Annotated in this window: 21 protein-coding genes; 12 read left to right on the top strand and 9 right to left on the bottom strand. The window is 66.9% G+C overall.

Going from position 1 to position 25,254, the window contains the following annotated elements:
- Positions 1-466 precede the first annotated feature (466 nt).
- From ABLE92_RS18355 to ABLE92_RS18340, 4 genes are all read left to right on the top strand, one after another.
- Positions 467-2,152 carry a VanW family protein gene (locus ABLE92_RS18355; protein WP_348806200.1) on the top strand — a complete coding sequence of 562 codons (1,686 nt, stop codon included), beginning with the start codon at positions 467-469 and terminating at the stop codon, positions 2,150-2,152.
- Between the two features lie 84 nt (positions 2,153-2,236).
- Positions 2,237-2,413 carry a hypothetical protein gene (locus tag ABLE92_RS18350; RefSeq protein ID WP_348806199.1) on the top strand — a complete coding sequence of 59 codons (177 nt, stop codon included), beginning with the start codon at positions 2,237-2,239 and terminating at the stop codon, positions 2,411-2,413.
- Positions 2,410-3,000, top strand: coding sequence for a hypothetical protein (locus tag ABLE92_RS18345; protein ID WP_348806198.1), 591 nt, complete (start codon positions 2,410-2,412; stop codon positions 2,998-3,000). The genes ABLE92_RS18350 and ABLE92_RS18345 overlap by 4 nt, the downstream gene beginning before the upstream one ends.
- Positions 3,001-3,060: 60 nt before the next feature.
- Positions 3,061-3,837, top strand: a complete 777-nt coding sequence (locus ABLE92_RS18340) for an SDR family NAD(P)-dependent oxidoreductase (protein WP_348806197.1) — start codon at positions 3,061-3,063, stop codon at positions 3,835-3,837.
- A 77-nt stretch (positions 3,838-3,914) separates the two neighbouring features.
- Here ABLE92_RS18340 and ABLE92_RS18335 read toward each other — a convergent pair whose 3' ends face one another.
- From ABLE92_RS18335 to ABLE92_RS18320, 4 genes are all read right to left on the bottom strand, one after another.
- Positions 3,915-5,006 (bottom strand): alpha/beta hydrolase family protein, encoded by a 1,092-nt coding sequence (locus ABLE92_RS18335; RefSeq protein WP_348806196.1) that lies wholly within the window; start codon positions 5,004-5,006, stop codon positions 3,915-3,917.
- Between the two features lie 441 nt (positions 5,007-5,447).
- Positions 5,448-6,503, bottom strand: a complete 1,056-nt coding sequence (locus ABLE92_RS18330) for a zinc-dependent alcohol dehydrogenase family protein (RefSeq protein WP_348806195.1) — start codon at positions 6,501-6,503, stop codon at positions 5,448-5,450.
- Between the two features lie 76 nt (positions 6,504-6,579).
- Positions 6,580-7,059 carry an SRPBCC family protein gene (locus ABLE92_RS18325; protein ID WP_348806194.1) on the bottom strand — a complete coding sequence of 160 codons (480 nt, stop codon included), beginning with the start codon at positions 7,057-7,059 and terminating at the stop codon, positions 6,580-6,582.
- A 242-nt stretch (positions 7,060-7,301) separates the two neighbouring features.
- A complete protein-coding gene (locus ABLE92_RS18320; RefSeq protein ID WP_348806192.1) occupies positions 7,302-9,137 on the bottom strand; it encodes an acyl-CoA dehydrogenase in 1,836 nt (611 codons plus the stop codon).
- A gap of 270 nt (positions 9,138-9,407) precedes the next feature.
- Here ABLE92_RS18320 and ABLE92_RS18315 point away from each other — a divergent pair, with 270 nt between their 5' ends.
- The gene (locus ABLE92_RS18315; RefSeq protein WP_348806191.1) at positions 9,408-10,349 is read left to right on the top strand and encodes an aldo/keto reductase; all 942 of its coding nucleotides are present in this window, start codon (positions 9,408-9,410) and stop codon (positions 10,347-10,349) included.
- A gap of 363 nt (positions 10,350-10,712) precedes the next feature.
- A complete protein-coding gene (locus ABLE92_RS18310) occupies positions 10,713-12,881 on the top strand; it encodes a hypothetical protein (RefSeq protein ID WP_348806190.1) in 2,169 nt (722 codons plus the stop codon).
- Positions 12,882-12,910: 29 nt separating this feature from the next.
- Here the strand turns inward: ABLE92_RS18310 and ABLE92_RS18305 are convergent, their stop codons facing one another.
- Both ABLE92_RS18305 and ABLE92_RS18300 read right to left on the bottom strand, forming a co-directional pair.
- Positions 12,911-13,687, bottom strand: a complete 777-nt coding sequence (locus ABLE92_RS18305; RefSeq protein ID WP_348806189.1) for a deoxyribonuclease IV — start codon at positions 13,685-13,687, stop codon at positions 12,911-12,913.
- Positions 13,688-13,795: 108 nt separating this feature from the next.
- Positions 13,796-14,002, bottom strand: a complete 207-nt coding sequence (locus ABLE92_RS18300; RefSeq protein WP_348806188.1) for a hypothetical protein — start codon at positions 14,000-14,002, stop codon at positions 13,796-13,798.
- Between the two features lie 321 nt (positions 14,003-14,323).
- Between ABLE92_RS18300 and ABLE92_RS18295 the strand changes: the two genes are divergently transcribed.
- From ABLE92_RS18295 to ABLE92_RS18285, 3 genes are read left to right on the top strand one after another with little or no spacing between them, the layout of a single operon-like run.
- Entirely contained in the window at positions 14,324-15,646 is a 1,323-nt protein-coding gene (locus tag ABLE92_RS18295; RefSeq protein WP_348806187.1) for a phosphatase PAP2 family protein, read from the top strand.
- A 10-nt stretch (positions 15,647-15,656) separates the two neighbouring features.
- Entirely contained in the window at positions 15,657-16,082 is a 426-nt protein-coding gene (locus ABLE92_RS18290; RefSeq protein WP_348806186.1) for a hypothetical protein, read from the top strand.
- 56 nt (positions 16,083-16,138) lie between these two features.
- On the top strand, positions 16,139-16,801 hold the full coding sequence (locus ABLE92_RS18285; protein ID WP_348806185.1) for a DUF305 domain-containing protein: 663 nt from the start codon (positions 16,139-16,141) through the stop codon (positions 16,799-16,801).
- Between the two features lie 57 nt (positions 16,802-16,858).
- On the opposite strand, the gene ABLE92_RS18280 is transcribed toward ABLE92_RS18285, so the two are convergent.
- Positions 16,859-17,902, bottom strand: a complete 1,044-nt coding sequence (locus ABLE92_RS18280; protein ID WP_496560822.1) for a glycoside hydrolase family 183 protein — start codon at positions 17,900-17,902, stop codon at positions 16,859-16,861.
- 139 nt (positions 17,903-18,041) lie between these two features.
- Positions 18,042-18,944, bottom strand: a complete 903-nt coding sequence (locus tag ABLE92_RS18275; RefSeq protein WP_348806183.1) for a thioesterase family protein — start codon at positions 18,942-18,944, stop codon at positions 18,042-18,044.
- 107 nt (positions 18,945-19,051) lie between these two features.
- On the opposite strand from ABLE92_RS18275, the gene ABLE92_RS18270 reads away from it, so the two are divergent.
- Complete coding sequence (locus ABLE92_RS18270; RefSeq protein WP_348806182.1) at positions 19,052-19,618, top strand: HdeD family acid-resistance protein; 567 nt, start codon at positions 19,052-19,054, stop codon at positions 19,616-19,618.
- A gap of 102 nt (positions 19,619-19,720) precedes the next feature.
- On the opposite strand, the gene ABLE92_RS18265 is transcribed toward ABLE92_RS18270, so the two are convergent.
- On the bottom strand, positions 19,721-23,611 hold the full coding sequence (locus ABLE92_RS18265; RefSeq protein WP_348806181.1) for a Pls/PosA family non-ribosomal peptide synthetase: 3,891 nt from the start codon (positions 23,609-23,611) through the stop codon (positions 19,721-19,723).
- A gap of 285 nt (positions 23,612-23,896) precedes the next feature.
- Here ABLE92_RS18265 and ABLE92_RS18260 point away from each other — a divergent pair, with 285 nt between their 5' ends.
- Both ABLE92_RS18260 and ABLE92_RS18255 read left to right on the top strand, forming a co-directional pair.
- Positions 23,897-24,871: an alpha/beta hydrolase gene (locus ABLE92_RS18260; RefSeq protein ID WP_348806180.1), complete on the top strand. Its 975-nt coding sequence runs from the start codon at positions 23,897-23,899 to the stop codon at positions 24,869-24,871.
- Positions 24,816-25,238 (top strand): YidH family protein, encoded by a 423-nt coding sequence (locus tag ABLE92_RS18255; RefSeq protein WP_348806179.1) that lies wholly within the window; start codon positions 24,816-24,818, stop codon positions 25,236-25,238. The genes ABLE92_RS18260 and ABLE92_RS18255 overlap by 56 nt, the downstream gene beginning before the upstream one ends.
- Positions 25,239-25,254 lie beyond the last annotated feature (16 nt).

The raw sequence follows: 25,254 nt of genomic DNA, 5'->3' as shown, positions 1-25,254 counted from the left end.
ACGAAATGAACCTGGGGGAAAACGGCGGTTGATGTTGTAACGCCGGCGAAAGTGCCGTAGATATAACTGTTGTTCCGGTTGAGCTGTCAGACCCCCGACCCGACAGCTCAACCGGAACTTGTGTTTTCTGCGATCGCTTCGCGAATCGCGTGTGTGTGCGCCCTTGTGCACCGCTCTTCGTCGTCATCGCATCGTCGCTACGCTCCTCGCTCTTCCTCCTGCATCGCGGCGCGGCGCACACACTCTGTTTTCTGCGCCGCCTCCGGCGACGCGTGTGTGCGCGCCCACCTGCACCGCTCTTCGTCGTCATCGCATCGTCGCTTCGCTCCTCGCTCTTCCTCCTGCATCGCGGCGCGGCGCATACACTGCTGGTTCTGACTGCTGCCACCCGGTTTTTCGGCGCGTGTACGGTCCTGGACCGCCGCAAATTCGCAGTCGCCCGAGTTGTCCGGTATCTGTGGATGCGATGGGACCGTTGTCGAGCCGCCACCGACGGGCCGGGATCCGTGTGGCGATCGGTGTGACCGCAGTCATATCGCTGGTTCTCGCCCTCGACCTCGTCGTCACCTCCGGTCACACGGCGCGCGGCGCGACGATCGCCGAGCGTGACGTCGGGAATCTCTCGCAGCCGCAGTTGGCGAGCGAACTCGCGGAACTGTCGGAGCTGTCACGGCAACCGGTCACCCTCCGCACCTCCTCCGGCGAAGCGTCCGTCGCGCCGGACTCGCTCGGCCTGACCTTCGACGCCGACGCCACCGCCGCTGCGCTCTCGGTCCAACCCCGTAATCCCTTCGCCCGTCTTGCGGCGCTGTTCGGACTCTCCCGCGACGTCGACCCGGTGGTGGGCCTCGATCCCGCCCTCTTCGACGCGGCCCTCGACGATCAGAAGGGCAGCCTCGAACGGGCCGCCGTCGACGGTGGCGTGCACTACGACGGCACCCAACCCATCGCGGACATGCCCGCCGCCGGGCTACGCGTCGACCGGGACGCCGCGCGTCCGGTGCTCACCCGGGAATGGCTCGAGGGTGGGATCGTCGAGTTGCCGATGGAACCCTTTGCCCCGACCGTCGCCGCCGACGTCGTCACTGCAACCGTCGCAGGCCCCGCGCGCACTGCCGTCGCCGACGACCTCGTCGTCGAAGGTCGCGACGGAATCAACGTGCGACTCACGCCCGCGCAGATCGCAAGTGCGCTCACGTTCCGGCCCGATGGCCGCGGTGGCCTCGTCCCGCACCTCGACCGGGAACGAGGTCGCGCGATCCTGGCCGGCCTGTCCCGTTCCGAGAGCCGGCCGGTGAATGCCAGGTTCTCGTTGTCGACCGGTTCGCCGGTGGTGATCGCCGCGCGCGACGGTCACGCCCTGGACTGGGAGGCGACGTTCGTTGCCATAGAGCGGATGATCACCGGCGATGGTCCGCGCACCGTCGACGCGACGTACCGGGTGCTTCCACCCGCCCTCACCACACGCGCCGCCCGCGACCTCGGCGTCACCGAGGTGATCAGCGAGTTCACCACCGGAGGATTCTCGTCGGCATCGGGGGAGAACATCCGGCTCGTCGCCCAGGAGGTCGACGGCGCGCTGATCCTCCCGGGCCGGAACTTCTCGCTCAACGGGTACACCGGTCCCCGCGGAACCGCGCAGGGCTACGTCACCTCGACGATCATCGATCACGGCCGCGCGTCCCGGGCCGTCGGCGGAGGGATCTCCCAGTTCGCGACGACCCTCTACAACGCGGCGTACTTCGCCGGCCTCGACGACGTCGACCACACCGAACACGCCTACTACATCTCCCGCTACCCCGAGGCCCGCGAGGCGACGGTCTTCGAAGGCGCCATCGACCTGGTGATCGGCAACCGTTCGCGACACGGAGTCCTCATCGAGACCAGTTGGAGCTCGTCGTCGGTGACCGTTCGCATGTGGGGAACGAAAACCGTTGACGTGCAATCGATCACGGGGAGTCGCGTCAACTACACCTCGCCCGAGGTCCGCACCATCACCGGCGACGACAACTGTATCGCCAGCAGCGGTAGCCGCGGTTTCACCGCGTCGAACACCCGCGTCATCACCGACGCCGCCACCGGCACCGAGATCCGCCGGCACACCAGGACCGTGCGTTACGACCCGGAACCGATCGTGCGGTGTGTCAGCTGAGTGGACTGGGCGCGCCACCCACCACTGACAGCGCTCGGTTGAACGCTGACAGCGCTCAATCCCTCACTGACGGCGCTTTCCAACATGTGCGCGAGCGCTGTCAACGTCGAGGTGAGCGCTGTCAACGTCGAGGCGGGCGCTGTCAGTGAGGTGGCGGGCGCTGTCAGCGATGTGGTGGACGCCGTCGACGTCCGGTCGGATGAACATGTGGTCGTCGACGCGCCGCAGCACGAGACCCGACCGTACGATCAGCATCGATGAAACGCCCCAGACAAGTCCCGGCCACACGTGTTCCGCGTGTCTCGGTTCCACGCCTTGCGGTCGCCCTCGTCGTGCCGGTGACCGTGATCCTCGCCGGCTGCTCCGTCACCGGTGACGCGATTCGCGATGAGGGGCCGGTGTCGACGGCGTTCGCACCGGTCAGTGCCGCCGCTCAGACGCCGGGAGCGCAGGGGACGCCCGTCGATCCGGGACAGTTCGGCCGCACCGGCAATCTGTTTCTGCTTCGCGCGGGTGGGGTGGCGACGTGCGGAATCGGCCTCAACGTCGCCACGGCGCAACTGGGCAACCTCACCTGCCACATGCCGCCCGGCGCGATTCCCGGGGTCAATCCGTCCACGGTCGACATCGATGACACCGGGGTGCACGCCGCGGCATGGCCGATGTGGTCCGGCGCGATCGCCGAACTCCTGCCGGGGCAGTCGGTGACCGTCGGCGTGGCCACCTGCACCGCGACGGCCGGGCCGCGATTGCGGTGCCAGAATCCCGGCGGCTGGGTGGACATCGGCGCGACCGGCACCACGGTGTCGACGCCACCGAGCCCACTGACCGCGCAACACGGTGGCTGACCGACCGCTCGCTCGGGCCCGGTGTGTTACCCGTACCACACCGCGTCGTAGGCTGTCGTCGTGGATATCAACGGAGCAAGTGCAATCGTGACGGGCGGGGCGTCGGGCATCGGCGCCGCATCGGTGCGCCAGCTGGCGGCTAAGGGCGCAAAGGTGGTCGTTGCCGACCTCAATGCGGAGAAGGGTGAGGCTCTCGCCAAGGAAGTCGGCGGCGCGTTCGTCAACGTCGACGTCACCAACACCGAACAGATCGAGGCCGCGGTCAACAAGGCCACCGAACTCGGTCCGCTGCGCGTCCTGGTGAACTCGGCCGGTATCGGCTGGGCCCAGCGCACCATCGGCAAGGACGGCGAATTCGGTTCGGCGCACAACCTCGACGCCTACAAGAAGGTCATCGCCATCAATCTGATCGGCACCTTCGACTGCATCCGCCTGGCTGCCACCGCGATGAGCCGCAACGAGCCGCTGGACAGCGGCGAGCGTGGCGCCATCGTCAACATGGCCAGCGTCGCCGCATTCGACGGTCAGATCGGTCAGGCGTCGTACTCCTCCTCCAAGGGCGGCGTCGTCGGCATGACCCTGCCGGTGGCCCGTGACCTGTCGGCGGCGGGCATCCGCGTCAACACCGTCGCACCCGGACTGATCGACACCCCGATCTACGGCGAGGGCGAGGCCTCCGAGGCATTCAAGGCCAAGCTCGGTGAGTCGGTGCTGTTCCCCAAGCGTCTCGGCGTGCCCGACGAACTCGCGTCGATGGTCGTCGAACTGGTCACCAACTCCTACATGAACGCCGAGGTCGTCCGCGTCGACGGCGGCATCCGGATGCCACCGAAGTAGTTCGGCCGCAACACCTCTCACACGCCACGGCGGCCCTCGGCAATCATCTGTCGGGAGGGCCGCCGTGCGCGTCCGGGCTACCCGACGGGCAGTGTCGTGATGGTGTGCGAGGCGACCAGGCTCTGGTAGTAGCTGCCTCCGGGGTAGTAGGCGGGTGTGCGGGTGCCGGTGATCAGGTCGTCGGCCCACTGCGCGGACAACCTGCGGATGACCCGTCCGTTACGAGGACGCGGAACCGCGAGCTCGGAGAGCTCCCCGATCAGGTCGGTCGAGTCGGACTCGACGTCGATGTGCACACCGGTGACGAGTCGGACGCCGAGGAAGTCCTGCCGGGTGGTCTGCGACAGCCAGGTGACGCCCAGCCCGCCGGTATTCGACACCGACGGCTGGGATGCGATAACACGAATGGGCAGTTCTGCTGCGCCCAGTTCCTTGGCGGAGGTGTAGAAGTTGTTGCCCAGGAACGAGTTCACCGGATCGAACAGCACCAGCCCGGCCAGTCGCCTGTACGCCTCCGGGTCGGCGGTGCGCAGTTGGTTGGCCGCGGTCAGCACGAACTCGCCGCCGGCGGAGTGACCGGAGAAGACGAGCTGTGCCGGCATCGTCAGATCGGGGCGGTGGGCCTGTGCGGAGGCGCGGGCGAAACTCCGCCCGACGGCACTGTCGGGTTCGACTGCATGCCCGAACTCCAACGCCATCTGTCGGATGAAGGCCGTGTTGTCGCTGGCGTTGAAGGCGATTCCGCAGCCGTTGACACTGACGGAGTCCAGGGTGGGTGCGGCCACCAGCAGTCCGGACGCCGCGTAGTTGCGGGCCTCGACGTCGAGATTGGCTGCGGTGCGGGAGAATCCGTGTTGTAGCCAGACCAACCCGGTGGGCTGACCGGCCGGCAGATACCAGGTGACGGGGACCTGTTTGGGTGCGCCCGCACAGGTGGTGTCGATGGTGGTCGTGACCCGTGTGACCGACGCCGGCGCAGGCGCGGTACCGACGTTCGGCGCGGCCGTCGCCGGTCCGGCAGCCACGGTGCATGCCAAACCCACGGTGCACGCAAAACCGAGAAGCCACAGGATGTGCGCACGGACTCTTCTCCGGGCGATGCGAGCGCTGGGCCGAAGTCCGGTGACGGCAGTCCGATGGCAGAACAAGAGTCCCCCGAGTGTCTTCACGTCGTCCTATCGTATGTGGCGTCGCAGACGCTACGGCAGCGTGGCCGGCTTCGGTCGCGATCCGTTGAAGATCCAGTGGTGCAAGAGGTTACGCCGCCGGACTGCATGCCGCCGGATTCGCTTCGGGAAACTGGATCTTTGCGAAAGAGTGTGAACGGGCAGCGGCTCATCGTCGGTGGACAACGCTCGAGCGGGCTGTCACTATTTCTGGGGACAAGCGCAGGTTGGGGGAGGGTGAGTTGTTCGCTCTTGCGATGGGAATTGTTGTCGTCTTTGCGGCAGTTGTCCTGGTGGTGATCGTGGCGGGCTGGGCCGTACGCGTCGTCATGGGGCGAGATCAGTGGCACGGCAGGAAGTCTGGTGCCGACGCGGCCGAACTGGCGGCCCGGTCCCGGACGAGACCATCGGAGTCGGTGGTCGGTGGGCCGGACCGCGTTCGGGTCAGGCGTTCAGGATCACCTTGAGCGCCTTGGTTTCTGCCGCGCGTCCGAACACGTCGTAGGCGTCGACGATCTCGTCGAGCGCGAAACGATGACTGATGAACGGATCGGGATCGATGCGGCGTTGCGCCACCAGTTTCAGAAGTGTGTCAAGGGTATTGGTGTTGACCAGCCCCATCGTCATGACGATGTTGGAGATCCACAGATCCTGCAGAGCCAGTTCGACCGGTGTGCCGTGCACGCCGACGTTGGCGACATGGCCGGCGGGGCGGACGATGTCCAGGCACATCTGGAACGTGGCGGGAATGCCGACCGCCTCGATCGCGACGTCCACGCCGAGTCCGTCGGTCATGGCCATCACCTGATCGCGCCAGTCCGAGGCCGAGGAGACGACGCCGTCGGTGGCTCCGAACTTGCGGGCCTGCTCGACGCGGTTGGCGTCGAGGTCGATCGCGATGACGCGGCTCGGTCCGTAGAGGCCCGCTGTGGCGATGGCCGCCAATCCGACCGGGCCGGTACCGATCACGGCCACCACGTCGCCGGGTTTCACCGCGCCGTGCCGGACGCCGATCTCGTGCCCGGTGGGCAGGATGTCCGACAGCAGGGTGCCCTGTTCGGGGCTGACCGTCGACGGCAGTTTGTACACCGAGGTCTCGGCGTAGGGGACGCGCACGAATTCGGCCTGGGTGCCGTCGATGAGATGGCCGAAGATCCAGCCGATTCCGGAACTTCCCTCCCCGCCAAGGCAATGCGAGAACACTCCCTGCTTGCAGTAGGCGCACTTTCCACACGCCGAGATGCACGACAGGATCACCTGATCCCCGACGGCCAGCGTCGTGACGGCCTCGCCGACCTCGGTGATGGTGCCGACACCTTCATGGCCGAGGATCCGGCCCGGGGTGACGGCGGGGACATCGCCCTTGAGGATGTGCAGATCGGTTCCACAGATCGTCGTCGTGTTCATCTTGACGATGATGTCGGTGGGTTCGCTGAGCTTGGGCTCGGGAACGTCCTCCCACGCCTTCTGACCGGGACCGTGGAATACCAGTGCCTTCATCGTTCACCTCGTTGTGATCGGTCCCCCCGGGCCCACGCTACGGGTGGCGGCGCGCATGGGGAAGGCGCGTCGCGTCTCAATCTGAGATCTGGTCGCGTCGTGCCGCACGGTCGGCGAGGTGCCGGATGAGGCCGCGACGGCCCGACCACATCATGAATCGGTGGTTGGCGTGCAGGATGGGCCGGATCATCCAGAGTGGCACCACGGCAACATGTTTGGTGAAGTCCACCTGCTGGCGGAAGTCGACGACGCTGTGCGTCAGTGGATCGTCGACGCTGACGGCCCATTGACTCCAGCCGACGAGGTCACCGGCCAGGCGTGCGCGCAGGACGCCGGAGCCGGCGTCGATGCGTTCCTGGGTCAGGCGAACATGCAGGGAGACCGGCAGCAGTGAGCGGAAGCGTGCACGTCCGCTGACGTCGTCGATCCGCACCGCGTCGTGGATCTGTGGCCACCAGGTCTGGTAGCCGTCGGCATCGGCGAGGACGGCGAACACGTCGTCGCGGCGGAACGGAATCCGCCATCGGCTGTGCATCCGGAAGGTCCGCGCGCCCATGGGAGCCAGTATGCGCGCTCGCGTGCCGGCGGTGGACGGCCGATCGACGAGGACGTCGTGCAACGTCACTCTATGGCGTGACGTTCTGCGACGTTTGGTGGGGAAAGCCAGAGAGGCTGGAACCTTTCGGTTCCAGCCTCTCTGGTTGTGCGTCAGTTCTTCTTTTCGGTGTCAGAAGGCCGCTTCGTCGAGCTCCATGATGTCCGCTCGACAAGCGGGCTTCCGTGTGATTGGTGTTGGGCTCAGAAGGCCGCTTCGTCGAGCTCCATGATGTCATTGTCGACGTTCTCGACGGTGACGCGAACCGAGGTGAGCAGCGGCAGCATGTTCTTGGCGAAGAAGCTCGCCACCGCGACCTTGCCCTCGTAGAAGGCCTTGTCGTCGCCGGTCACGCCCTCATCCAGCTTGGCGATGGCGATCTCGGACTGACGCAGCAGCAGCCAGCCGATCATCAGGTCGCCGACGGCCATCAGGAAACGCACCGAGCCCAGGCCGACCTTGTAGAGGTCCTTTGGGTTCTCCTGCGCGTTCATCAGGTTGCCGGTCAGCGACGCCGCCATGCCCTGCACGTCCTCGAGGGCGGTCTTGAGCAGTGCGCGCTCGGCCTTGAGGCGACCGTTGCCGGCCTCGGAGTCGATGAACGACTGGATCTGGCCGGCGACGTGTGCCAGGGCCTGGCCCTTGTCGCGAATGATCTTGCGGAAGAAGAAGTCCTGCGCCTGGATGGCCGTGGTGCCCTCGTAGAGCGAGTCGATCTTGGAGTCACGGACGTACTGCTCGATCGGGTAGTCCTGCAGGAAGCCGGAACCACCGAAGGTCTGCAGCGACTCGTGGCCGAGGTTGGCGTAGGCACGCTCGGAGCCGACGCCCTTGACGATCGGCAGCAGCAGGTCGTTGACGCGGTGGGCCAGGTTGGCGTCGGCACCCGAAACGATCTGTGCGGCAACGGCATCCTGATGCGACGCGGTGTAGAGGTACACGGCGCGCAGACCCTCGGCGTAGGCCTTCTGGGTCATCAGCGAACGACGCACGTCCGGGTGATGGGTGATGGTCACACGCGGTGCGGCCTTGTCGGTCATCTGCACCATGTCGGCGCCCTGCACGCGCTCCTTGGCGTAGTCCAAAGCGTTCAGGTAGCCGGTCGACAGCGTCGAAATGGCCTTGGTGCCCACCATCATTCGAGCGTGCTCGATGACGTCGAACATCTGCGCAATACCCTTGTGAACCTCTCCGACGAGCCAGCCCTTGGCCGGGATGCCGTGCTGGCCGAAGGTGACCTCACAGGTGGCCGAGGCCTTGATGCCCATCTTGTGCTCGACGTTGGTGACGAAGGCGCCGTTGCGCTCGCCGAGTTCACCGGTCTCCGGGTCGAAGTGGAACTTGGGGACGAAGAACAGCGACAGTCCCTTGGTGCCGGGGCCCGCGCCCTCGGGGCGGGCGAGCACCAGGTGGAAGATGTTCTCGGTCATGTCCTGGTCGGCGGAGGTGATGAAGCGCTTCACCCCGTCGATGTGCCAGGAGCCGTCCTCCTGCTGGGTGGCCTTGGTGCGGCCGGCGCCCACGTCGGAGCCGGCGTCGGGCTCGGTGAGCACCATGGTGGCGCCCCAGCCGCGCTCGGAGCAGATGGCGGCCCACTTCTTCTGCTCGTCGGTGCCGTTGTCGTAGAAGATGTTCGCGAAACCGGAGCCGGCGGCGTACATGAACACCGGGGGATTGGCGCCGAGGATCATCTCGCCGATCGCCCAGTACAGCGAGCGGGGTGCGGGCATGCCGCCGAGTTCCTCGGCGACGCCCACCTTGTCCCAGCCGCCTTCGATGAGGGCGTTGTAGGACTTCTTGAAGCCCTCGGGGATGGTGACGCTGTGGGTGTCCGGGTCGAAGACCGGCGGGTTGCGGTCGACGTCGGCGAAGGACTCCGCGATCGGGCCCTCGGCGAGGGACTTGACCTCGCGGAGCATGTCGACGGCGGTCTCATGATCCAGGTCGCCGAACTCCCCCGACTCGAGCACCTTGTCCAGTTCGAAAACCTCGAAGAGGTTGAACTGGAGGTCGCGCATGTTGCTCTTGTAGTGGCCCATTTGTGGATTCCTATCTGACGCGGGCTGAACTGGTTCCCGTGCGGCGATCGTCGCTTCACTGCTTGGCTGGAGAACTCGAGGGCGATGGTGAGTCAAAGGGTGTGAGAGCAGCACCGATCGACCCTAAGTTACTGGCCGGTAACCTCAAGAATACCCTGCCGGGTTCCGGTCGACAACCCGATGATTTGTGACCGTGCTGACTCTTGCAAGCAGCTGCGTGCGGCGCCATCTGAGGTGTCCGCGATGCGGGTCTTTCGTACCCTCGATCGCATGTCCACCGCAGACCTCGTCCTCGGCTGTATGTACTTCGGCACACGTACCGACGACGCCACCTCCCGCGCCATCGTCGAACGATTCCTCGAGCGCGGCGGCACCACCCTGGACACGGCCGACTGTTACGCCTTCTGGGCCTCCGGTACAGGCGCCGGCGGGCAGAGCGAGGAGATGCTCGGACGGTGGTTCGCCGACAATCCCGGCGTGCGCGACGAGGTCGTGCTCGCCACCAAGGTGGGGCCCGAGCCGGTGCCGGGCCGTCCGGGCGAGGTCGTCGGGCTGGCCGCCGACGTGGTGACGCGGTCGGTACAGGCGAGTCTGCGCAGGCTGCGCACCGACCGGATCGACCTCTATTGGGCGCACCTCGAAGACCGCGCCACCCCGATGGCGGAGATCGTCGCCACCTTCGGCGGGCTCGTCGCCGACGGGACGGTCGGGCGGATCGGCATCTCCAATCACCCGACGTGGCGGGTGGAGCAGGCGCGGGCGCTGGCCGCGGTCGCGGGCACTGAGCCCTTCACCGCCCTGCAGCTGTCGACGTCGTATGTGCGTCCGCGTCCGGACACCGTGGTGCCGGGCAAGGATCACCGGTTCGGGTTCGTCTCCGACGAGACCGTCGACTACGTCACCGAGCATCCGGAGTTGGAGCTGTGGGCCTACAGTCCGCTGATCCAGGGCAGCTACGACCGGGCCGACCGTCCGGTCCCCGAACCGTACGATCACCCCGGAACGACCCGCCGTCTTGCCGAATTGGCGTATGTGGCAGCCGAACTCGGTGCGACGCCGGGTCAGGTGGTGCTCGCCTGGCTGCTCGGCGGCACGCCGTCGATACGCCCGATCGTCGGAGTCAGTTCGGTCGCCCAACTCGACGAGGCCCTCGACGCGGCCGAACTGACCCTCACCGACGAGCAGCGAGGCAGACTCGACGCTGCCGTGTGAGGGTGCTGGGCGTGTGAGGGGGACAGTGCTACGCGACCCGAAAGTGCTGGGCGAGACCAAAAGTGGGGGAGGAATGGTTCGTCCCCCGGGTTTGTGTTCGTCGGCGGGGAATTGCTGGGGGACGAATCTGTAGGTGGGGGAAGAGTTCTCGGGGAATCCGGTGGAACCCTGGCCGGCGGCGCTCCGTCACCGGGGTTGTGCCGGCCCGATCTGGTGGGGTTGGCGGGCGATCCGGTTTTGTCGGTGGTCGGGTATAGCGTGTGGGTCAGAGGGTTGGAGATGGTTCCGGTGGCGTGATCGCCGGGTCGGATTCGACTGTGAGGCAATGGTTATCCGGTTTTCCTGACTGCGTGGGAGGGGGCGGTGTCGGTGTTCACCTATGACGTCGATGCCGATCTCGCGCGGGTGCGGTCGATGTCGTTGACCGAGTGTGGGGAGCAGGCGCGGTTGGCGTTGATGCGGTCGCGTCGTGAGGAAGCACGTGCGGTGTTGTTGGCCGGGGAGATCGGTCGGCGCTCCTATGAGGAGGCGCTTGCCGGGTTGCCGGGTTTGCGGCAGATGGTGGTGCGGGATCGGGCGGTGAAGGCTGCCGTCGGTGATGTGTCGTTGGCGTTGGGGATCACGCGGTCCAGGGCGCGGCAGTGGATGAATCTCGAGGATCTGTTGCTGGATTTTCCGAAGATCCGGGCGGCGTTCTTGGAGGGGCAGTATTCGACGCATCGGGTGAGGATTCTGGTGCAGGCCGCTGAGCGTGCGGCGATGAACGCCAAACCCGAGCCGAGCACCGGTGGTGGGGACAGTGGTGGTGGTGAGGACGGCACCGATGGTGACGGCAGCACGGGTGATGGTGATGGTGAGCCGCAACCGGATGCCGATGATCCGCAGGGTCAGACCGACGACGCCGCCGACGGTGATGCCGGCGAGGCTGATCGTGATGGCTGCGGTGATGCCGAAGCGGGTGACGTCGATGGAGATGATGCCGATCCCGATGCCGATGAGAGTGACGCCGAGCGGCCGTCGTTTGAGGATATTGCGTTGGAGTTGGGTGCGCGGGATACCGCTGATTCGGTGTTGCGTGATGATCTGGATGATGCGTTGATCGCTGATGATGCGGATCGGGCGACGCGGGCGCGGGAGGAATTCGAGCAGGATTGGGCGGATGTGATCGTGACCAATGATGTCGATGGTCACGCCACGATTGCTGCGGTCGTGCTGGCGCAGGATGGGATTTATCTGCGGGAGCGGATGGCGAAGTTGATTGCGCGGCGGGTGTGTCGGCATGATCCGCGGTGGGTGGGGTTGTTGCGGACGGTGGCGTTCGGTGAGTTGCTCGGCGCGCCGGGGGTGCGGTTGGGGTGTCAGTGCGGGTTGGATAATTGCCCGGCTCCGGCCGCCCGTCGGCAGCGACGGCACGAGGCCAAGGCGGCTGCGGGCCGCACTGCGGGCAAGTCCACGCCGTCCGAGTCCGCGCCAACCGAGTCCACGCCGACCCCCCAGCCCGCGCCGCCGTCGGAGTCCACCCCGGCCCCGGCATCCGAGCCGGTCCAGGATTCCCCGCCGACCTCGTCTGAATCTGGCCCGTCCGAGTCCGCGTCGTCGGCGTCCGAGCCTGTCGCGTCCGAGTCCGGTTCCTCGACTGAGGTGGTGGTGTTCGGCGAGGCGTCGTTCACGGTGTCGGGTCCCGACGAGGTGCTCGCTCCGAGACATGATGATGCCGAGGAGCACCTGCCCGACGAGGACACCGCGCCCGAACCCGATGACCCGCACGCTCATCACGACCTGCAGTGGGACCCCGATGACGGTCGTAATGTCAATGGCGACCACGACATCAACGACACCGATGATACCAACGAGGCCCAGGGCGTCAGCGACGCCGCAGGTGCGTCGACGGCGGTGGTGCCGGTCGACACCTCTCCGGTGCCGGTGATGGCGGTGACCTCCCCGATCGTGCCGGCCCCGCCGGTATCGCAGGATCTGGTGCCGGTGACCCCGGCGCAGCCGCCGGCGTTTCTGCTGGTGCGTGATGCGAGTGGGCAGATCCCGGACCGGTTGCACGGGTACGGGGCGATCGATCCGGTCCAGGCCGAACATGTCGCAGCCCATGCGCGGGTGATCTGGGTGCCCGATCACGCCCGACCGGCCCTGCAGCGCTTACAGAAGGTGGTGGATCGGGCGCAGGCGCCGCCGGTGGATCCGACCGGTCATGGTGGCTACACCACACCGCCGCCGGGGGCGTTGACCTATGCCCCGCCACAGCGGATACGTGATGAGATCTTGTCCACCGACCTGTGGTGCCGGTACCCGTTCTGCGGGATGCCCGCACACCTCTGCGAACTCGATCACCTGGTCGCGTTCCTCCATGCCAACCCCGCCGAGGGTGGCTGGACCGTGGTGGAAAACCTTGCGCCCCTGTGTAAACCGGATCATCACCGCAAGCACGTCGGGCATTGGCGTGGCGTCAGGCACCTCGACCGGTCCATCACCTGGACCAACATCCACACCGGACAAATCCTCATCACTTACCCCAGGTGACGAGCAAATGCGTTGTCGTTCAACCCACCTCAGCCGGCGAGTGCGGACCGCAGGTAGGCCAGATCGTCCGGGATGCCCTCGGCGGGGGTCTCCAGGATGACCGGGGCGTCGGCGGCGGCCGCGACCGCGGCCAGCACCTCCGGATCGATGTGTCCGTCACCGAGATTCGCATGCCGATCGCGGCCGGAATCGAACTCGTCACGAGAGTTGTTGAGGTGTACCAGGTCGATACGACCGGTGATCGCCCGGACGCGTTCGACGAGGCCGACGAGATCCTCACCCCCGGCCCAGGCGTGGCAGGTGTCGAGGCAGAAACCGGCCTGGTCGAAATCGCCGACCGACTCCCACAGCCGATCGATCGCCTCGAGGGTGCGCGCCATGGCGTGATCGCCACCGGCGGTGTTCTCGATGAGGATCGGAACGCCGAAGCCGCCCTTGTCGACCTGCCGGTCGAACAGCTTGCGCCAGTTGGCGAAGCCTTCGGCGGCATCGTCGTTGTCCCGGAGATGACCACCATGGACGACGAGTCCGAACGCTCCGAGATCGGCAGCCGCGGCGGCCTGCTGTTCGACGGCCTTGCGTGACGGCATCCGCAGCCGGTTGTTCAGGCTGGCCACATTGATCTGATAACTCGAATGCACGACGACGTCGATCGGTGACTCGCGGATGGCCGCCGCATCATCGCGGGGGACCGGCTTGTTCCACTTCTGCGGATCGGTGACGAACATCTGGAAGACGTCGATCCCGAGATCGGTCGCGGTGGCCAAGGGGTCGTCGTCCTCGCGCAGATGGGCTCCGATACGCATGGCTCTCACCCTAGGGTATGTCTCCCATTGCCCTTTGCGGGTCGTGGCGGCTCGATTGCCCCCTGGCTGCGTTGTCGTCGGTCGCAATAGCTCCGCTATTGCTTCCGGTCAGTCGTTCGGTTCGGTCTCGATGGTGATGGGAACGCCCGACGCGATCAGCAGGCGGCACGGTGCCTCGGAGTCGTGGTAGAGGTTCAGCCACTGATGGCCGCCGCCCTTGGTGTACACGGATTCCAGCGCGCGGTCGAGTCGCGCCTCGGCCTCCCTGGTGATGATGTACCGCTGATCGCCGTATCGCAGGAATCTGTTCGGCATCGTCGACCTCCCTACCGGACCCGGGCCCGCTGATTGTGACCTCTACCACTCTCGAGTCTAGGAGGTTTGGGTGTCGAACGGAGAACAACGTGTGTCCGAACGCGTCGAGAACACCAGATGTTCATTAGGCTGACGTTGGGTGACGAGCGGGAAACGGAATTGGTGAGGGGCTGGGGCTTGAGTATCGACGAGACGACGGGTCAGGCCTCGCGGTTCCCCAGAGCGCGATCGGCGACCGAGGATTCGGTATCCGACGACACCAGATCCCATGACGTCAGACCCGATAACCCCGTCCCCGGCGACTCACTGCCCGACAACCTCGTGACCGACGATTCCGCTGCCGACCCCGTCGACCTCGAACCGGTCCTCGACGACCTCGCCGCGGCCGCCGAGATGGAGGCCGAACCCGAGAAGCGCCGCGACCTCACCGTCGTACGCAGGGTCGCACTGATCGCGTGGGGCCTGTTCATGGTCTGGCAGGTCGTCCAGTACGGCCTGGCCTTCGACCGCACCCGGTTGATCATCCTGCTGTGCCTCGGTCTCATCGCGGCCAGCATCGGACGCCGACGAACGATCACGGTCTTCCTCGACTGGGCGCCGTTCGCGCTGATCCTGCTGCTCTACGACTGGACCCGCAACGTCGCCCAGATCATTCAGGTGCCCGTCGAATGGCATCTCGCGCCGGATGTGGACAAGGCGATGTTCGGGGCCGTTCCGACGGTGTGGCTGCAGGAGCATCTGAAACAGCCGTCGGCGCCGTGGTGGGAGGTCATCACCAGCGTCGTCTACATGTCGTACTTCATCGTTCCGTATGCGGTGGCGGCGGTGTTGTGGCTCCGGAACCGCTCGGCGTGGCGTCGGTTCGCGATCTGCTTCGTCGCGACCACGTTCCTCGGCCTGGTCGGATACACACTGATTCCCGCCGCCCCACCCTGGGCGGCGGCCCGATGCACCGCCGCCGAGGTCGCCGACGGCCCGCGTGAAGCGATCTGCATGACCAACCCGGTGGCCACCGAACCCGGTGGCATGCTGGGGCCGATCGACCCGTCGTATGCCGGCGCCGCGCCGTATGTGGAGCGCATCTCCCCGCGTGGCTGGGAATACCTGCACATCCATGTCGCATCCGGCCTCATCGAGATCGGTCAGGGAAAGTCCAATCTCGTCGCCGCGATCCCGTCCCTGCACGCCGGGCTGACGATGCTCCTCGCGCTGTTCATGTGGCCGCGGGTCAAGGCGCTCGGCCGAACACTGTTCATGGGCTATGCCCTTGCGATGGCGTTCACGCTCGTCTACACCGCCGAACATTACGTCTTCGACATCCTGCTCGGGTGGGCGCTGGCCGGCGTGGTGGTACTCGTGTATCAACTGATCGATCGCCGCATCGTCGCGCCCCGCAACGCCCGACGATCCGCCGAATGCGACGAGGTGGCGGACTCCGACTTGGAGCCGGAGCGCGTGGGAACCGTCACCGACGCCGATGTAACCGACGCCGATGTAACCGACGCCGATGTAACCGACGCCGATGTAACCGACGCCGATGTAACCGACGCCGATGTCACCGACGCCGATGTCACCGACGCCGATGTCACCGACGCCGATGTAGCCGATGACGTGCCGGGGGCTTCTGTCTCGCGATCCGGATAGCCTCGGGAGCATGCCGATCGTGCGACGACCCCACCGGCCGTGGTGGCTGCGCGTCGTCGTGGTGATGCTGCTCGGTGTTGCGGTGGCGCTCATGCATTCGCTGATCGCCGGGGCCTCGACGGCCGGTTCGCGGGACGGATCGATGCATTCGGTGGCCTCCGCTCAGCCGGATCCGACCATGGTGACCGCCGGACGACATGAGCACACCGACCAGGCACACATGAGCGACGGCGATCACTGCATCCTCGGGCATCACTGCGTGTCCCTGCGGGGTGAGGACGTCCCACTGCCGCCGGTGATTCTGCTGGTCCTCGTCTGGGGTTTCGCGGCGCCACCGGTCCTGATGGGGATCGCGCCGGCACTCATCGGCCGGCTGGGCCGGGCTCCCCCGTGGGCTCATCACACTCATCTGACGCTCTCGGTGATCCGCTGCTGATGGACGGTGTAGGCCATCCGACATCACGTATCAATCACCAGCACAGGAGTTTTCAGATGTTTACCATCAACCGCACCCGACTGACGGGTGCTGCCCTCGCGGCCTGCGCAGCCCTGATCGTCGCGGGCTGCTCGTCGTCCGACGAGACCGCGACACATCCGAGCGGGGCGCACGCCGGCCACATGAGCGGCGCCATGGACTCGGTGACGTCGTCGCCGGGTGCCTCGGCGCACAACCGGACCGACATCATGTTCAACCAGATGATGATCCCGCACCATGAGCAGGCCATCGAGATGGCCGAGTTGGTGCCGAGTCGCACCGACAATCCTGCGATCCTCGCTCTGGCAACGCAGATCAAGAATGCCCAGCAACCCGAGATCGACCAGATGACGGCCCGCTTGACATCCTGGGGGATCGCGGTCGACGACGATGCCGATGACCACATGGGCGGTATGCACCACGGGTCCATGACAGGTTCGAGTTCGACCATGGGCGGCATGATGAGCGATGCCCAGATGGATGCCCTCGAGAACGCCCGCGGGCAGGCCTTCGACACCCTGTGGCTGCAAGGGATGATCACCCATCATCAGGGGGCCATCACGATGGCCGACCAGGAACTCGCCGGCGGGGTCAACCCCGAATCGCGCACGCTGGCAACGCAGATCAAGACCTCGCAGCAGGCCGAGATCGACCAGATGAACGCACTCCTGGGTCGCTGACGCGGCGCCTCCGGTTCCGCCTGCCACTCGGTGGGCGGAACCGCAGGCCCGGCGACATCAGTTGCGTCGCAACGGTAATCGCATCAGATACACCTGGTATCCGTACGACACCGAGTAGGTGAAGTACAGGGTCCAACCCGACGTCGACCACGGATGGATGAAGGGCGCGTACCCGGAGTACGGGTCATTGCGCGAGACGACGAGTTCGCCGGCCGACCACGGTCCCTGCGGGCTGTCGGCGGTGCGCAGCATGACACCCGGATCGGTCTGGACGAGCGCGACATACTTACCCAGGTACGAATTCCACGCCACCGACATCTCACCCGATTTCGGCGGCATGATCGGCGTCGAGGCCCCGGGATTGCGGGGCACCCAGCGGCCACGCGAAAAGTACTCGTAGGCACCGAGATTCTCGATCTGCGACGCCGGGACCCGAGCCAGATAGACTGCGCCCCAACGGCTGTCGGGGGTGCCGTACTGGTAGACGGTGTCACCGACCTTGAGGTACGCCGACATCTGGAACTTGACGTTGCCGCCGCTGTTCGGTCGGTAGGTGTCGGTCCGGTGCCAACTGCGCCCGTTGTCGGTGGACACCGCCAGGCCGGAGAAGTTGGTCACCCAGTGACTGTCGGCGACCCAGCGTTTCACCGACATGTAGTTCAGATACTGCCGGTTGCCCACGGCCACACCGGCGGTCGGGATCAGGGTGATCTCGCGGCGCAGGTTGGGTTTGAGCAGTCTGCTCGCATAGCCGGGCGGCCCGGTGTGCCCGGTGAACGTCATGCCGTCGGCGAGATTGCGATCGGTGCTGCGCAACAGCACATTCGACCGCCAATGGAACAGCGACCCGTGCAGCAGTGACCACCCGTTGAACGATTGCGTGTCACCGAAGGCGGTGAGGATCTCACCGCGACCGTTGTCCCACATGATGCCGAGGTCGGTACCGATGATCTGATATCGACCGACCGTGTCGTTGATGGCCCCGGGCCCGGTCAGCCGGGCGACCATCGATGCATTTCCGGCCGCGTAGTCGGCGGCACCGGCGGGTGATCCGACGGCCAGTCCCGTCGTCAGGGCAGCCGCGGTGACCACGATCGTCATGGCGGTCCGAATACGGGACAGTCGAGACCGGGACATGTCCGGCACCTTAGCAAAAGCTGTGAGCAGGCGTCGGGGGGCCGCGACACGGACCCGCGCGGTCCCTGCGTGATCACCCCGCCGCGTGATCACCCCTGCGTTCTCACTCGGTGACGAAACGCTCGTGCAGATCGTGACTGGTGAAGTCGATCTCGGCGGCGGAATTGTTCACCGCGGTCACCATGCCGGTACCCCACATGCCCTTCGCGTCGTAGAGCCCAGCGGTCGAAGCGGAGATGCCGTCGTGTTCGGTATGTGAATCGGCCTCCACACCGATCCACTGCCCCTCGGGCAGACGTGACAACGCCACCGTGAGATCGCAGTTGATGAAACCGATACCCGTCGAACCCCAATTGGCCATCAGGCTGGTCGATTCCGCGGCCGTCACGGCGCGCGCGAACGGTGTGATCGGCTCACCGAGGACGGCGGGAGCAGCGCGCGCCCAGCGACGTTTCCGTGCCCCGTTCTGGTGTCGGGCCATCTCGGTATCCCACCGGCCGACGGTGCCATCGGTGTCGTCGTGCGCCCACATGATGGTGAAGGAGTCGGGCTCGTCGGAATCCAACGGCGCCGTGGGGACACCATCGTCGTCCGGCGGTGTGAACGTGATCGTCTCCGGTCGCCGTTCCCACCGATCGCCGGGTGGATTGTGCGACACCCGCAGGAACACCGTCGTCGACCGCGCGACGACGACCCCGTCGCCATCGGCCGTCGCCGACTCGTCGGGAAACTGCACGACGTCGAGTTCGGCGACGCGGATACGCCCACCCGATCGGATCAGCCGACCACGGGTCGCCGTGGGGGCCTCCCGCGCGGCCTTGAACAGGTCGATGGTGAATCGGGCCGGACGAAACCCCGGTTCGGCGAACAACGCCTCGGTGCGGTGCGCGGCGAGGGCACACACCGCCGGCCCGTTCAGGGTTCCCGGCGCCCACAGACTGCGGGCGAACGGGGTCGGCATCAGCCGGTCGTCGGACTCGGTGCGGAAGAAGGCGATCGGCGTCACGTGTTCTTGTCTACCGCCACCCGTTTCGGGTGATTCTCCCGGGGTCCTTGGACTCAACCTGGCTGCTTTGAGTGCCCTCCGCATGTCACGCGGGATACGCTTCGGCCATGACATTCGGTGTGTACACCAGACAGATCCCCGACGAGCTCATCGGTGCGGTGAGATCCGCGATCATCGCGACGTCGATTCTCGGCATTGTGCTGGGCGTCATCGCGGTCGTCTGGCCGAGCGCGACCACCATCGTGCTGGCCGTCCTGTTCGGCATCTCGCTGATCATCACCGGCATCTTCCGGATCTATCAGGCCTTCGCCGCCACGTTCATCGCCCCCGGATGGCGCATCCTGCTGGGCATCCTGGGATTCGCGATCCTGGCCCTCGGCATCATCGCGCTGTTTCATCCCGGCAACGCGGTCTGGCTGCTGGCGTTGTTCATCGGTGTCGGCTGGATCTTCCAGGGCGTCGGTGACCTCTACGCCGCGGTCACCAAGTCGGGACACGCCCCCACCTGGTTCCTCGTCCTATCCGGAATCATCGGCGTGCTCGCGGGCATCGCGATGATCTCCCTCGGCGGAGTCGGCGTCGACCTCCTCGTCCTGATCGGCGGCATCTTCCTCATCGTGATCAGCATCGCCTCCCTTTTCACCCTGCCGAAGAAGGTCGACGCCACGGTCTGAACCGAAGCGTCGCCCACGACCCGAATCCCACTGGGGCCGTCACCGAGATCCTCGGTGACGGCCCGCTTCACGTGGGTGGGTGCAGTCTCAGCGGTACCAGTCTCACCGGTACCAGGGCGCAATCGGATTGCCCTGCCACCGGGTGTGGGCGGGCACCACATCGCCGCGCATGACCAGCGATGCCGGACCCACCGTCGCCGAGGCACCGAGCCCCGATGCCGGCAGTGCGACGCAATGTGGGCCCATCGTTGCGCCGGCCTCCAAGGTGACCCGGTCGATGGCCATCACCCGATCGTGGAACAGGTGGGTCTGCACCACGCAGCCCCGTTCGACGGTCGCGCCGTCGCCCAGGGTCACCAGGTCGGCCTCGGGTAGCCAGTAGGTCTCACACCAGACGCCGCGGCCGATGTGTGCGCCCAGCATCCGCAGCCACAGGTTGAGGATCGGGGTGCCGGTGGCGGCATTGGCGAACCAGGGCGCGGCGACGGTCTCGACGAAGGCGTCCGACAGCTCGTTGCGCCACACGAAGGAACTCCACAGCGGGTGCTGCGACACCACGATCCGGCCGACGACCAGCCACTTCGCCGCGGCGGCGATGCAGCACGCGGCGGCCCCGGCGACCAGCAGGATCAGCCCGCTGACCAGTCCGGCGATCAGGTAGTTGGCGTGGAAGGCGACGTACTGCAGGCCGAGCAGCATGAACAGGCCCAGACCGAACGACACCATCACCGGGATGAGCCGCAGTGTTTCGATGATCGACCGGGCGACCTTGAGTTTCATCGGCGGATCGAAGGTGCGTGAGGTGTCGGCCTCCGAGGCGGTGCGCCGCAGCCGGACCGGCGGACTGCCCAGCCAGCTCGACCCGCTCTTGGCGCGGTCGGGGGCGGCCGAGAGCACCGCGACCAGACCGTTCTTGGGGACCTTGCGGCCCGGGCCGGTCATCCCGGAGTTGCCGAGGAATGAGCGTTTGCCGATCTTCGCGTCGTCGATGTAGAGCCAGCCGCCACCGAGTTCGTAGGAGGCGACCATGGTGTCGTCGGCGAGGAAGGAGCCGTCGTCGATGGTGGTGAACTTGGGTAGCACCAGCGCCGTCGAGATCTCGGTGCCCTTGCCGACCTTGACGCCCAGAATCCGGAACCACCACGGCGTCAACAGACTCGCGTACAGCGGGAACAGGTAGGTGCGCGCGGAATCGAGGAGCCGCTCGGTCATCCACACCTGCCAGCCCACCCGCGACCGCACCGGGTGATAGCCCTTCGTCATGCCGATCGCGAGCAGCCGGACCAGGACCGCGGTGATCACCGCGAACGTGCCCAGGCTGACCAGGGTGGCGGCCGGGATCAGGATCAGGGCGCGTTCGGCGACGTCGCGCAGACGATTCGCGTGCAACGCCCACGACCCGATGACCACCAGGCCGGCACCGAGGGACACCAGCGGGATGGCCGCGAGCAGGAGCGAGGACAGTCCGTAGGCCGGAACCCACGCGGTACGCCGCGGCGGCCGGTGCGCCGGCCACCGATGCTCGGCCTTACCCACCTTGACCGCCGGTGATCCGGCCCAGTGCTGTTCCTTCTTGACCCGGCCGAAGACCGCCGAACCCGGCGCGACCTCCGCGTCACGCCCGACGACTGCGCCGGGTGCGAGGGTGGAGCGCGCGCCGACCGTTGCGCCGCGCTTCACCTCGACCGCACCGATGTGCACGACGTCGCCGTCGATCCACCACCCGGACAGATCCACCTCGGGTTCGACGGAGGCGCCCTCGCCGACGGTGAGCATGCCGGTGACCGGCGGGATGGTGTGCAGGTCGACGCCCCGGCCGATGTCGGCGCCGAGCGCGCGGGCCAGGTAGATCATCCACGGCGCGCCCGACATGTTGGCGGCGCCGGCAGCCTCGAGGAGTCGTTCAGCGACCCACAGTCGCAGGTGCACACCGCCACCACGCGGATAGGTGCCGGGTTGCACGCCGGCCAGCAGGACGCGCGCCCCGAGGGCCGCGATGACCATCCGGCCCGGGGGAGTGATGAACGCCAGGAACGCGACGAGCACCACCCACCAGTTCACCTCGACCAGCCACGGCACCGTGACGTCGAGTCGGCGTGCCGCCCACGCGGCGATGTTGTTGGTCACGCCCAGCCACGTCGCCCACTGCAGACCGGTCAGGGTGGTCAGCGGCACCGACAGCAGGATCTGCGCCACGCCGGTCGACCGCGGTGTCGGGGTGACCTCGCGTTCGGTGATGACCGTTGTCGGTGCGATGGTGTCGAGCATGCGGGCGAGTGCCCCGAGGCGTGGATGATCGTAGAGATCGGCGACGGTGATCGCCGGGTAGCGTTCGCGCAGCGCGGTCACCAATTGTGCCGCCGACAGCGAACCGCCGCCCTCGGTGAAGAAGTCGGCATCCGGGCTGGTGATCCGCGCGCCCAGAACATCGGTCCAGCGCCCGGCCAGCCACGCCTCGGTCGGCGAGAGATCGTCGGCGTTGTCGTCATCGGCGTCCGCGGTCGCGCCGGGCAGTGGCCAGGGCAGGGCGTTGCGGTCGACCTTTCCCGATGTGCGCGTGGGCAATTCGTCGACGAGCGCCAGACGCGGCACCATCGGCGCCGGGAGGCGTTCGGTGAGTAGGGTGTGGGCGGCTTCGACGTCGAAGTCGGGATCGGCGGAGACGAGATACCCCACCAGCAGACTGTTGCCGGCCGCGGTGGTGCGGACCGCCGCGGCGGCGCCGCTCACACCGGGCAGATGCTGCAGGGCGTTGTCGATCTCGCCGAGTTCGATGCGTCGGCCGCCCACCTTGACCTGATCGTCGGCGCGGCCCTGGAATACCAGGCCCTCGGCATCCAGACGCACGAGATCGCCACTGCGATAGGCACGTTCCCATCCCAGGCTCGGCATCGGCGCGTACTTCTCGGCGTCCTTGGCCGGGTCCAGATAATGCGCGAGTCCGACGCCGCCGATGATCAACTCGCCGATCTCCCCCTCAGCGACCGGGTTGCCGTCGGCGCCCACCACCGCGAGATCCCAACCGGCCAAGGGTAATCCGATACGGACCGGCCCCGGGCCGCCCAGTGGTGCGGCACACGCCACCACGGTGGCCTCGGTGGGGCCGTAGGTGTTCCACACCTCGCGGCCCGAAACGGCAAGGCGCTCGGCCAGTTCCGGCGGGCAGGCCTCGCCGCCGAAGATCAGCAGCCGGACCGCCTCGAGGGCTTCGGGCGGCCACAGCGACGCCAGGGTCGGCACGGTGGAGACGATGGTGATGTCACGTTGCACCAGCCACGGCCCGAGATCCATGCCGCTGCGCACCAGGGATCGTGGTGCGGGCACCAGGCAGGCGCCGTTGCGCCAGGCCAGCCACATCTCCTCGCACGACGCGTCGAAGGCCACCGACAGCCCCGCCAGGACACGATCGCCGGGGCCGATCGGCTCGTCGGTCAGGAACAGTCGCGCCTCGGCGTCGACGAAGGCGGCGGCGTTGCGATGGGTCACCGCAACACCTTTGGGAGTTCCGGTGGAACCGGAGGTGAAGATGATCCAGGCGTCGTCGGTGACGGTGGGACGCGCGTCGGCGATGGCCTGCGCGAGCCCGTCGGAATCCGGGTGGGTGGCATGCACCCCGAAGGCGTCGACGAGGGCGTCGATACCCGCCTCACCGAAGACGAGTTCGGCGCGCTCCTCGGGATCGTCGGCGTCGACCGGCACGTAGGCGGCGCCGGCATAGATCGTCGACAGGATCGCGGTGTAGAGATCACGCGACCCCGACGGCATCCGGATGCCGACGCGACCGCCGCGTCGCACCCCGGCCGCGGCGAGCCGGTCGGCACCGCGACGGATCACCGCGAGCAGTTGCGAGTAGCTGACGATGACGTCGCCGTCGTCGATGGCGGGTGCGTCGGGATACCGTGCGGCGGTCTCGTCGAGGATGTCGCAGAGCGTGCGCGGTGCGCTCGCCTGTGACGACAACAGATATTGGCCGGGTATGTCCACTCTCACCACCGTTTTTTCGACATGGAAGCAAGAAATATATCGCGCCCGGGACACGTGTTGACCCGGACACGGGTGAACGCTGGGTGTCATTCGTCTCGGTGATGACCTCCGGTGAGTTCGGTTGCGAAACCCGCCGTAACCGCCCCGTGAGCGCCGGAGGCCGGTGTAGGTTCACTTACACACTCCCGATCAGTTCACTCGGGTGGACCGACGACGTGCCGGCACCAAGGCCGACGGCGTCATACGTCGGCCTCCCGACACCGGCCCCCTGACACCGAACCCCGGAGGAGTCCGATGCCGATCGTGCATCATCGCAAGGCGAGCCTGCTGTCGTATCCGATCTGGCTGGGCAGCCGCATCGCACTCAAACCGCTGCTGTCGCTCTGGCCGCTGGGCCGGGTCGGAATGGCCGGTCTGTTCCTGATCGACCGGACCTTCGCCGCGGGCCCCACGCCGCGCGGCGTCGTCCGCGAACAACTCGAACTCGGCGGACGTCCGGCCGAACTGATCGTTCCGACCGGGCCGTCGCGGCGCGACTCCGACGCCGCCGTTCTCTACCTGCACGGCGGGGCGTTCGTCGTCGGTGGCGTCGGCACCCACCGTTCCATCGCCGCGCGACTGTCCAAGGCCACCGAACTGCCGGTGTTCTCCCTCGTCTACCGGCAACTGCCGGACGCCGGCGTCGGCACCTCGGTGGCCGACACGATGTCGGCGTACCGCGAGTTGCTCACCGAACACGGGTTTCGACGTGTCGTGGTGGCCGGTGACTCCGCGGGTGGTTTCCTGGCGGCCAAGGTCGTCGAAGGGGCGGCCGAGCAGGACCTGCCCGCGCCGACCGCGCTGATCGGGTTCTCGCCGCTGCTCGACATCGACCTCGCCGACAATCCCGACCGCAGCAGCCGCTCCGACGCCTACATCCCGCTGTCCCAGTTGCGCACACTGGCCCCCGCGTTCCTGCGTGGTCCGCTGCCCTTCACCGGGGCGCGCCGCATCGCCGATCTCGACGCGGAGAACTTCCCGCCGACCATCATGGTCACCGCCGAGAACGAACTCCTCGAACCCGACGTCATCCATCTCATCGAGACCCTCGACGCTGCCGGAGTCGATGCCGTGGCCCATAGTTATTCGTGGCAGATTCACGCGTTCCCCGTCTTCGGTTTCCGTCACCAGGAGACACTGGAGGCGATCGAGGCCACGGCCGCGTTTGCCGGTCATGCGATTCGAGAGGCCAAGGACACTGACGACCGAGAGAACCAATGGGCCGGATGACGACGATCGGCCGGCGTCCGCCGAGGATCTGAGGCCCCCGGGTGCTCCCGACGCCCGATTCACCCTGGCCGCCGAACGTACGTTGCTGGCGTGGGTGCGTACCGCGCTCGGCTTCATCGCCGGTGGCGTGGCCATCGTCTACGTCGCCCCCGACGTCACCGATGCGATCGTGGAGACGGTTCTCGGTCTGGTGATGGTGGCGCTCGGCTGTGCGATCGTGCTGCTGGGCGCCTGGCGGTGGCGGCGTACCGACCACGCGTTGCGTCGTGGCGGGCCGATGCCGGGGTCGAGCCAGGTGATCATCGTCGTCGCTGCCATAGTGGTGGTGGCAGTGGCGACCGCGGTGGCGATCGTCGTGCAGAACTGACCCCAGTAGTACGAGG

It is taken from the genome of Gordonia oleivorans, from assembly GCF_040044975.1.
Lineage (GTDB): Bacteria > Actinomycetota > Actinomycetes > Mycobacteriales > Mycobacteriaceae > Gordonia > Gordonia oleivorans.
The sequence above is the reverse complement of the archived record's forward strand: the minus strand, read 5'-3'. Positions and strand labels throughout refer to the sequence as shown.